The organism is Actinacidiphila glaucinigra, assembly GCF_900188405.1.
GTDB classification, from domain to species: Bacteria; Actinomycetota; Actinomycetes; order Streptomycetales; family Streptomycetaceae; genus Actinacidiphila; species Actinacidiphila glaucinigra.
The window spans coordinates 1-9,428 of sequence record NZ_FZOF01000064.1 but is presented as its reverse complement, the minus strand read 5'-3'; the positions used below and the strand labels follow the sequence as shown (position 1 = coordinate 9,428).

The 9,428-nt window shown below is 73.4% G+C and carries 6 protein-coding genes and 1 pseudogene; all 7 read left to right on the top strand.

Going from position 1 to position 9,428, the window contains the following annotated elements; genetic code table 11:
- Positions 1-436, top strand: a pseudogene (locus CHF15_RS43480) (ABC transporter ATP-binding protein); the annotation flags it as partial.
- Positions 433-1,446 carry an ABC transporter gene (locus tag CHF15_RS43475; RefSeq protein ID WP_143681794.1) on the top strand — a complete coding sequence of 338 codons (1,014 nt, stop codon included), beginning with the start codon at positions 433-435 and terminating at the stop codon, positions 1,444-1,446. The pseudogene CHF15_RS43480 and the gene CHF15_RS43475, both read left to right, overlap by 4 nt.
- A 135-nt stretch (positions 1,447-1,581) precedes the next feature.
- The gene (locus CHF15_RS43470; protein ID WP_089229481.1) at positions 1,582-4,962 is read left to right on the top strand and encodes a S8 family peptidase; all 3,381 of its coding nucleotides are present in this window, start codon (positions 1,582-1,584) and stop codon (positions 4,960-4,962) included.
- A gap of 279 nt (positions 4,963-5,241) precedes the next feature.
- Positions 5,242-6,192, top strand: a complete 951-nt coding sequence (locus tag CHF15_RS43465; RefSeq protein ID WP_179280265.1) for a hypothetical protein — start codon at positions 5,242-5,244, stop codon at positions 6,190-6,192.
- Complete coding sequence (locus CHF15_RS43460) at positions 6,189-7,577, top strand: peptidoglycan-binding domain-containing protein (RefSeq protein WP_089229479.1); 1,389 nt, start codon at positions 6,189-6,191, stop codon at positions 7,575-7,577. The genes CHF15_RS43465 and CHF15_RS43460 overlap by 4 nt, the downstream gene beginning before the upstream one ends.
- Positions 7,578-7,639: 62 nt before the next feature.
- Entirely contained in the window at positions 7,640-8,320 is a 681-nt protein-coding gene (locus CHF15_RS43455) for an ABC transporter ATP-binding protein (protein WP_378362064.1), read from the top strand.
- A gap of 56 nt (positions 8,321-8,376) precedes the next feature.
- Positions 8,377-9,428: ABC transporter permease (locus CHF15_RS43450; protein WP_089229477.1), on the top strand; the 1,052-nt coding region annotated here is incomplete at its 3' end.

Below are 9,428 nucleotides of genomic sequence, written 5' to 3'. Positions count from 1 at the left end.
CGAGATGATGAGCACCCTGATGGCCGAGGCCGCCGAGCACGGCACCACGGTGCTGATGTCCTCGCACATGCTCAGCGAGCTGGAGAGCGTCTGCGACTTCCTGCTGGTCATCTCCACCGGCGGCCTGCGCATGGCCGGGGACGTGGACGAGATCCGCAGCGCCCATGTGCTGCTGCAGGGCGCCACCGACGGCGAGAGCGCGGGGGTGCCCGCGGAGCTGGCCCGGCACACCGTCGTGGAGTACCGCACCAGCGGACGCCAGGCCACCGCCCTGATCCGGCCGGACGGCCCGGTGAGCGGCCAGTGGCAGTCCCACACGCCGCTGTTGGAGGAACTGTTGCTCGCCTATCTGCGCTCGCCCGAGGCGCCGCCGCTGATCAGTCCCGTGGCCCAGATACCGGGCCGCTCGTACGGCCCGCGGGGGGCGGCGGCATGAGCAGCGCGACCACGACCCCGCCCGCACCGCCCGCGCCCCCGGTCGCCGTGCCCGGCCCCCGCCGCCCCCGTCTGAGCGGCATGACCTGGCTCATCTGGCGCCAGCACCGCGCCGCCTTCTGGACCGTCCTGCTCGCCACCGCCGCGGCCGTGGCCTGGATGCTCCACCAGCGCGCCGGTCTGCTCGACCACCTGACCTCCCACGGCTGGCCCCATGCCTCCCCGGACAAGTGGCTGGAGGGCATGGAGCCCTATCGGGCCGAGACCCTCAAGGCCGGTCTGGGCCTGCTCCTTGTGCCCGTCATCGCCGGCGTGTTCCTCGGTGCCCCGCTGCTCGCCGGTGATCTGGAGAGCGGCACCGCCAAGCTCGTCACGACCCAGGTCGCGAGCCCCGCCCGCTGGCTCGCCGCCAAGATCGGCGTCACCGTCCCCGTGGTCGTCGTGAGCACGGTCGCCCTCTCCCTCGTGTGCGACGCGTGGTGGACGCCGCTGACGGAGCAGGACGGGCGAACGGGCTGGGACCTGACGGTCTTCACCAACACCGGACCGGTGCCCGTGGCGCTCACCGTCCTCACCGTCCTGGGCGGCGTCGCGATCGGCATGGTCCTGCGCCGCACCCTGCTCTCGATGGTCGTGACCTTCTTCTTCGCGGTCGCCGTCGAGGTGGTCTGGGCCATGCACCGCCTGGACTTCGCGGAACCGCTGAGGATCGTGAGCCGCTCGGGGCACGGCGGTTCGGCTCCCGCGGTTCCCGCGGGCGGTTTGGAGGTGGACCAGTCGTACCTGACGGGCTCCGGACACACTCTGCCTCTGAGCACCTGCATCCACGAGCCCTCCGCGAAGGCCGCCGAGGTCTGCTTCCGGCAGAAGGACGTGGTGGGCCACTCCGTCGACTACCTGCCCCTGTCGCAGCTGAGCACCACGCAGTGGCTGGACGCCTCGGTCCTCTTCGCGCTCGCCGCCGGCGTGGCGGTCTTCATCCTGCTGCGGGGCCGCAAGCGCGTCGTCTGACGGCCGCGCGCGCCGAACGGGGCGTCCCACGGTCCCGCGGCGTTCCGCCCGGCATGCGCAGGCGCGGTCACGTGTCCACAGCGACACCTCCCACCAGTACCGGCCGCTCGGCCGGCAACGGAAGAAAGGCACGCCTTGAACCACGACAGACGAAGGCCGGCAGGCGCATTCGGCCCGATCACCGCAGTCGCGCTCGCCACCGCCCTGCTGGGCGGGGCGGCCGGCGCCGTCCAGGCGGCTCCGGCCGAAGGCGCGTCCCGCCCGGGGCTCCGTCCGGGGGCGGTGTTCGGCGCGGGGTCCGGTTCCGGCGGGTCCGGGCGGACGGTCACCCTCGTCACCGGCGACAAGGTGACCCTGGACCGCGCGGGCAAGGTCACCGGCGTCTCGGCCGCCGAAGGCCGGCAGGGCATGACGTTCCGCATAACCCGCGCGGCCGACGGGCACTCCCTCGCGGTGCCGCGCGACGCCGAGCGGCTGCTCGCGGACGGCACCGTCGACCGGCAACTGTTCGACGTGACACGGCTGGTGGACCTCGGATACGACGACGCCTCCCGGCCCGACCTGCCGCTCATCGTCACCTACCCCGAGGGCGGCTCCTTCGCGGCGCGCTCGCTGTCCGCCTCCGGCGCCCGGGTCACCCGTGACCTGCCCAGCGTCAACGGCGACGCCTTGCGGGCCCGCAAGTCCGAGGCCGCGACGCTGTGGCGGACGCTCACCGGCACCGGAGCGGACGCGCGTTCGGCGGCCGCCGACGGCGCGGCGAAGGTCCGGAAGATCTGGCTCGACGGCAAGGTCGAGGCGAGTCTGGACCGGAGCACGGCGCAGATCGGCGCCCCGGCGGCCTGGGCGGCCGGCTACGACGGCACGGGCGTCACCGTCGCGGTCCTGGACACCGGGGTGGACGCCACGCACCCCGACCTGAAGGACCGCGTCGACGCCCAGAAGAACTTCTCCGACACGCCGGACACCGTCGACCGCGTGGGCCACGGCACGCACGTGGCCTCGACCGTCGCGGGCTCCGGGGCCCGGTCGGGCGGGAAGTACAAGGGCGTGGCGCCCGGGGCGCGCATCATCAGCGGCAAGGTCCTCGACGACAGCGGCGCGGGCCGCGAATCCGACATCATCGCCGGTATGCAGTGGGCCGTCGACCAGGGCGCCAAGGTGGTCAACCTCAGCCTCGGCGGCGAGGACACCCCGGAGACCGACCCGGTCGAGCAGGCCGTGAACCGGCTGTCGGCGGACTCCGGCACCCTGTTCGTCATCGCCGCGGGCAACAGAGGCCCCGCCGCGGCCACCATCGGCACCCCGGGCAGCGCCGCCGCCGCACTCACCGTCGGCGCGGTGGACCGAACCGACGCCATCGCCGACTTCTCCAGCCACGGCCCCACCGCCGACGGCTCCCTGAAGCCCGACCTCACCGCCCCCGGCGTGGACATCGTCGCCGCGCGGGCCGCCGAGGGCGTGGAGGGCGACCCGGCGGCCGACGGCTATGTCTCGATGAGCGGAACGTCGATGGCCACCCCGCACGTGGCGGGCGCCGCCGCGATCCTCGCCCAGCGGCACCCGGACTGGACCGGCGAGTGGATCAAGGACGCGCTCACCGGCTCCGCCGCGGCCACCCCGGGTCTGTCCGCGTTCGCCCAGGGCACGGGCCGCACCGACATCGCGCGGGCGATGGACCGGCCGGTGACGAGCAGCCCCGCGCTGGGGTTCGGCACCGCCCGGTGGCCGCACGCCGACGACGAGCCGGTCACCAAGGAGATCACCTACCGCAACGACGGAGACCGGCCGGTCACCCTGGACCTGGCCGCCGAGGCCTTCGGCGAGGACGGGAAGCCGGCCGCCGAGGGCATGTTCACCGTCTCGTCGCAGCGGCTCACCGTCCCGGCGGGCGGCACGGCGACCGCCGCCGTGACCGCCGACACCCGTGCGGGCACCGCCGACGGCACCTTCGGCGGCTCCGTGACCGCGACGGCCGCCGACACCACCGTGCGGACCGCCTTCGGTGTCAACCGCGAGCCCGAGTCGTACGACCTCACGGTCAGGCACCTGGACCTGCGGGGCAAGCCCAGCGGCAACGCCCAGACGGGCGTGTACGGCCTGGACGGCGACATCTGGAAGGACTACTCCGACCCCGAGGACGGGGAGTTCACGGTGCGGCTGCCCAAGGGCCGCTACGCCCTCGAGGGACGTGTCTCCACCGGAGCCGACCCCGGCGACGTGAAGCTGGCCCTGCTGCTGCACCCGAAGTTCGCGCTGACCCGGGACACCACACTGGTCATGGACGCCCGCAAGGCCGAGCCCGTCCGGATCACCGTGCCCGACCGCGCGGCGAAGCACACCGCCGCCACCCTCAACTTCGGCGTCGGCACCGGCGGATCGGGCTACACGTCCACCTATCTCGTCGACGACTTCGGCAACCTGCGGGTCGGCCAGCTCGGCGCCCGGCTCCCGGCGGGCGAGGCGTTCGCGCAGTACAACGGGACGTGGACCCATGGTGCCGTGCGCTACCGGCCGGCCTGGAACCGCACCGGCGACCTCTCCGGATTCACCGCGAAACCGCGACGCCAGGACTTCGCCGAGCTGAACCTCACCGTCGGCGCACCCGCCGCGGGCAAGACCGGGACCCTCACGGCCGCGCCCCTGGCGCCGAACGGGTCCTGGTTCGACTTCGACGCGGACGAGTTCGCCCTGCCGCACACCGGTACCGAGTACGTCCTGCCGGGCGTGAAGTGGCAGTACGCCGTCAACCAGTACGGCGCTCCGGACGCGGACGGCGAACCGCGGTGGGAGGGCGGCCAGACGGTCACCGCTCCCCGGTCCTACACCGCGGGCAGGTCGTACACGCAGCGGTTCAACATCGGTGTCTTCGGTCCGCACCTCTACAGCGCGGGAGGTGAGGCGTCGGGAGCGATCCGGCTCGGCGACGAGTTCGCCGCGTACGTGCCGCTGTTCTCCGACGGCGCGGGCCACGTGGGCGTCTCCGACCACACCAAGGCCAGGAGCGCTCTGTACGCGGACGGCACACCGGTGTTCACCTCGGACGAGCCCCTGAACGGCGAGACGCACGCCCTCCCCGCCGGGCGGCACACCTACCGGCTCACCACCGACGTCTCCCGCGCCGCGTCGCTCTCCGCGGTCAGCACCCGGGTGACCGCCGAGTGGACCTTCCGCTCCGGCCACGTGGCCGGGGACGCCGTGAAGTGGCTGCCGCTGTCGGCGGTGCGCTTCACGCCCAGGCTCGGGGCGGCCAGCACGGCCAAGGCCGGCAAGGCCTTCACCGTCCCCTTCACGATCGAGGGCGCGGCCACCGCGCGCACCGCCCGCAAGCTCGCGGTCACCGTGTCCTACGATGACGGCAGGACCTGGAAGCCGGCCAAGACCGCCGACCGCAAGCGCCTCGAACTGCGCCACCCCGCCCGCCCCGGCAGCGTCTCGCTGCGCGTCGTGCTCACGGACGCGGACGGCAACACGCTGAAGCAGACGATCCACCGGGCCTACCGCACCACCTCGTAGCGCCTCGCCGTATCCGCGAGCCCCCCGGCCCAGGGCCGGGGGGCTCGCGCATGCCTACGGCCTCCGGTGACCCGGTGCGCAGGCCAGGGACGCGCCGTGTGACGCGGCTCACAGGGCGGGGGTGCGGAGAAATGGACCCCACAGGGCCTTTCCCCCTTCAGCAGCACCATTGCCCACCCGGCGACCCGACCGTACGGATCGGGCCCGGCATGCGCGGGCGGCGTCGGGCGGGTCCCGGCCGCGGTGCGAAGAGCCCTCACGATCGACATGGTGGAAGAAATGAAATCTACGTCCCCACTGCACGCTGTCCTGCTGGGGGTGTTCACGGCGTGCGCGCTCGGGCTCGCCGGCTGCGGCGGCCCCGACGCGCCCACCGCCGAGAGCGGCGCGTCCCCCGCCGCCGGCTCCGCGACCTCCTCCTCGGCGTCCACCGCCCCGAACGGCGAACTGGAGATTCCCGAGGGCGCGGACGAGGAGCTCAAGAGGTCGTACCTGAGGGAGAACCTCATCGCCGCCTGCATGCGGAAGCAGGGCTTCACCTACACGCCGCACGTGACGGAATGGGACACCTCGGGCGCCGCGCTCGACGGGCAGGACTACGACCTGGCGAAGAAGCACCGCGACAAGTACGGCTTCGGGCTCTACGCGCCCGCCGTCTACCCGGACGACGCGTCCCTCCAGGGCACCGAGGCCTACGAGAAGAGGATGTGGACGAGCCCGGACACGGCTTACTTGAAGGCGCTCTCACCGGTCCAGCGCAAGGCCTACGACAAGGCGATGGGGGGCGCGCTGATGAACAAGGGCGGCAGGACCGCCCAGGTGCCCGGCTGTATGAAGGACGCCGACGACGAGGTCCTCGGTCCGCGCAAGTCCCAGGCGGAGCTGGACCGTGAGCGGGCGGCGGCCGAGGAGCAGGATCGCGCGGCGGAACTGGCGCTCAACGGGGATCCGCAACTCGTGGAGCTGGCACAGAAGTTCGCGAACTGCCTGCGTGGCGAGGGGATCGCGGTGACGACGACCCAGCCGACCGCCATCGGGGACATGGTCAAGTTCCAGGTGAGCGCAGCGGTGCCCGCGCAGGGCGTGAAGGGCCTCGACAGCGACACCGCCCGCTCGAAGCTGGCCTGGGAGATCGGGCTGGCGACCAAGGACCTGACCTGCGGCAAGGAGTTCCGGGCCGCCTACTTCCCCAAGCTGGACAAGCACCCCTTCTCCGGGATCGGCGGATGAGCCGGGGTCTCGTACCCGGTCCGCGGAGCCGCGGCAGGCAGGTCGGCGTGATCGTCGGCGTGGTGGCCCTGGTCGGCGCGGGCGGCTGGGTGGCCGGTTCGCAGATGCAGTCACCGGCCGACGCCGCCGCCGCGCACCAGCCGCCCCAGGCCGGACCGGTCACGGTGGCCGTGGTGCGCCAGAAGCTGACCGCGGCGGTGGTGGCACAGGGTTCCGTGGAGTTCGGGGCGCCGCGGCCGGTCTCGTTGTCGGGGCCGGTGGGATCGGCCGGGGGTCCCTCCGGTGAGGGCGAGGGGGCCGTCCAACGGGTGACGAAGGCTCCGCAGCCGGGGGCGACGCTGCGTGAGGGCAGTGTGCTGATGCAGGTGAACGGGCGTCCGGTGTTCGTGCTGCGGGGGCCGGTGCCGATGTACCGGGCGCTGGGTCCCAGCAGTTCGGGCGACGACGTGCGGCAGTTGCAGAGCGCGTTGCGCAGGCTGGGGCACGATCCGGGTGCGGTGAGCGGGAACTACCGGCAGGGCACGGCGGGGGCGGTGACGCAGTGGTACCGCGGCGAGGGCTTCCAGCCGCAGCAGCCCGGTGTCGCCGAGCAGCAGCAACTCGGTGAGCTGGAGGCCGCGGTGACCCAGGCGCAGCTGGCGGTCCTCGCGGCGCGGGACGGGGGAGGCGAGGGCGACGGTGCGGGGTCGCCTGCCTCCGGTGAGGCGTCCGCGCTCGAGTCGCGCGCCGCGCGGCAGCAGCTGGACCGGGCCAACGCGGCTCTGAGCGCGTTCACCGCCACCTACGGCACCGAGGTCCCGGCGGGCGAGGTCGTGTTCCTGCCCGAACTGCCGGTCCGGGTCGGCAAGGTGAAGGTGCGCCTCGGTGACACCGTCGACGGCGAGGTCGCCACCGTGACCAGCTCCGACGTGGTGGTGCGGGCCGTCGTCCCCGGCACGGACGGTTCCGCGCTGCGCGAGGGAATGGAGGCCCTGATCGAGACAGCGGACGGCCGCACGGTGCGCGGCGTCGTCTCAGGCGTCGGCGGCGAAGCGGCCGCCGCGGACAAAGGCGCCGAAGCCGGCGCGGACGCGGCGTCACCCGACGACCCCTCCGCGCCGGTGCCGCTGGTGATCTCCGTGCCCGACCCCGGCGCACTCCGGCGTGACGCGGGCGGTGGCGCCAGGGTGACCATTCAGGTGGGTGCTTCGAAGAGCGCCGTGCTGGTGGTGCCGGTGGCGGCGGTGCGTACCCGTGCGGACGGCAAGGCGCGGGTGCGGGTGGAGCGCGACGGCGAGGTCGTCGACGTGCCGGTCATCGTGGGGCTGTCGGCCGCGGGGCAGGTCGAGGTGAACGCGGTGGGTGGCTCGCTGGACGAGGGCGACCAGGTGGTGGTCGGACGGTGAGGCACAGCCGCAGATCCCTGCCGCCCCACGCGGTCGCCGGGGAAGCGCCGGACGCTGACACGGTGATCCGGCTCGGTGACGTGAGCCGGGTCTTCGACTCCGACCCGCCGGTGCACGCCCTGCGCGAGGTGGATCTGGAGGTCCGCCGAGGGGAGCACCTGTCGATCGTGGGCCCGTCGGGTTCCGGGAAGTCGACGCTGCTCAACATCCTGGGTCTGCTGGACCGGCCCACCTCGGGCAGTTACTGGCTGGACGGGGTGCTGACCAACGCCTTGGGGGACGCCGAGCGGACCGCGCTGCGGGGCAGCCGCATCGGGTTCGTGTTCCAGTCCTTCCATCTGCTGCCGTACCGGACGGTGGACGAGAACGTCATGCTCGCCGAGACCTACCGGGCCCCGCGCCCGGGCCGCGGGCGCCGTACCCGGGCCGAGCGGGCCCGGGCCGCGCTCACCAGGGTGGGCCTGGCGCACCGCTTCGGCTTCCTGCCGGGACGGCTGTCCGGCGGTGAACGGCAGCGGGTGGCCATCGCCCGCGCCCTGATGGGCGAGCCGGCCATGCTGCTGTGCGACGAGCCGACCGGCAACCTCGACAGCGAGAACACCGAGTCCGTGCTGGCGCTCTTCGGTGAACTCCGCGCCCAGGGCATGACCCTGCTGGTGATCACCCATGACGACGCCGTCAGCGCGCACGCGGACCGGCGGGTGCGGATCCGCGACGGCATGCTCCGTCAGGAGACCGCATGAGGGCCCCTCGCCGTGAGCTCCGGCGACACCGCCGCGGCCGGGCCGAGCGTCCGTGGATGGACCCGAGGGACCTGTGGTCGGAGTCGCTGGCCGGGGTGCTCGCCCGCCCGGTGCGCTCGGCCCTGACCACCCTGGGCACGGTACTGGGTATCGGCACCTTGGTCATCACGATCGGCGTGGCGTCGACGGCGGCGAACCAGATCGTCGGCCGCTTCGACGCCCTCACCGCCACGTCCGTCACGGTTGTCGTGCCGGCCCCGCCGTCCGGGTCCGCCGATCCGCCGCTGGTGTCGTGGTCAGGGACCGACGCGGTGGAACGCCTGGCCGGAGTGGAATCGTCGGCCGCACTCTCCGACGCGGAGGACACCGCGAACGTCCAGGTCCGCGCCAACGACATCGTCGCCCCCGGCACCGTCACCGAACAGACCCTGGCCGTCGTCGCGGCCACCCCGGCGCTGCCGGAGGCGGTCCGCGGCACCATGACCGCCGGCCGCTTCTACGACACCGGTGACATCGCGCGCCACGAGCGGGTCGCCGTCCTCGGCGACCAGGCCGCACGGCTGCTCGGCATCGACGACGTACGCGACGCCCCGGCCGTCTTCTTCAAGGGGCAGTCGTACACGGTGATCGGCGTCCTCGGCGGGATCCGACGCGAGACGCGGCTGTCCGCCTCGGTGATCCTGCCGCCGACCACGGCGGCGGACCGCATGGGCCTGAAGGACGTCACCCGCGTCCTGGTCAACACCTCGCTCGGCGCCGCCCGGCAGGTCGCCCGGCAGGCCCCGATCGCCCTCGCCCCCGGACACGAGGAGGCCCTCACGGTCACCGCCCCACCCGACCTGACCAAGACCAGGAAGGGCGTCCAAGGCGACGTCAACGGGCTTTTCCTGATCCTCGGACTCGTCTCCCTGGTCGTGGGTGCCATCGGCATCGCCAACGTCACCCTCGTCACCGTCATGGAACGCACCGGCGAGATCGGGCTCCGCCGCGCCCTGGGTGCGTCCAGACGCCAGGTGGCCGGGCAGTTCCTGGCGGAGTCCACCACCATCGGGCTCCTCGGCGGCGTCGTCGGCGCGGCGCTCGGCGTGGTGGCCGTCGTCTGCGTGGC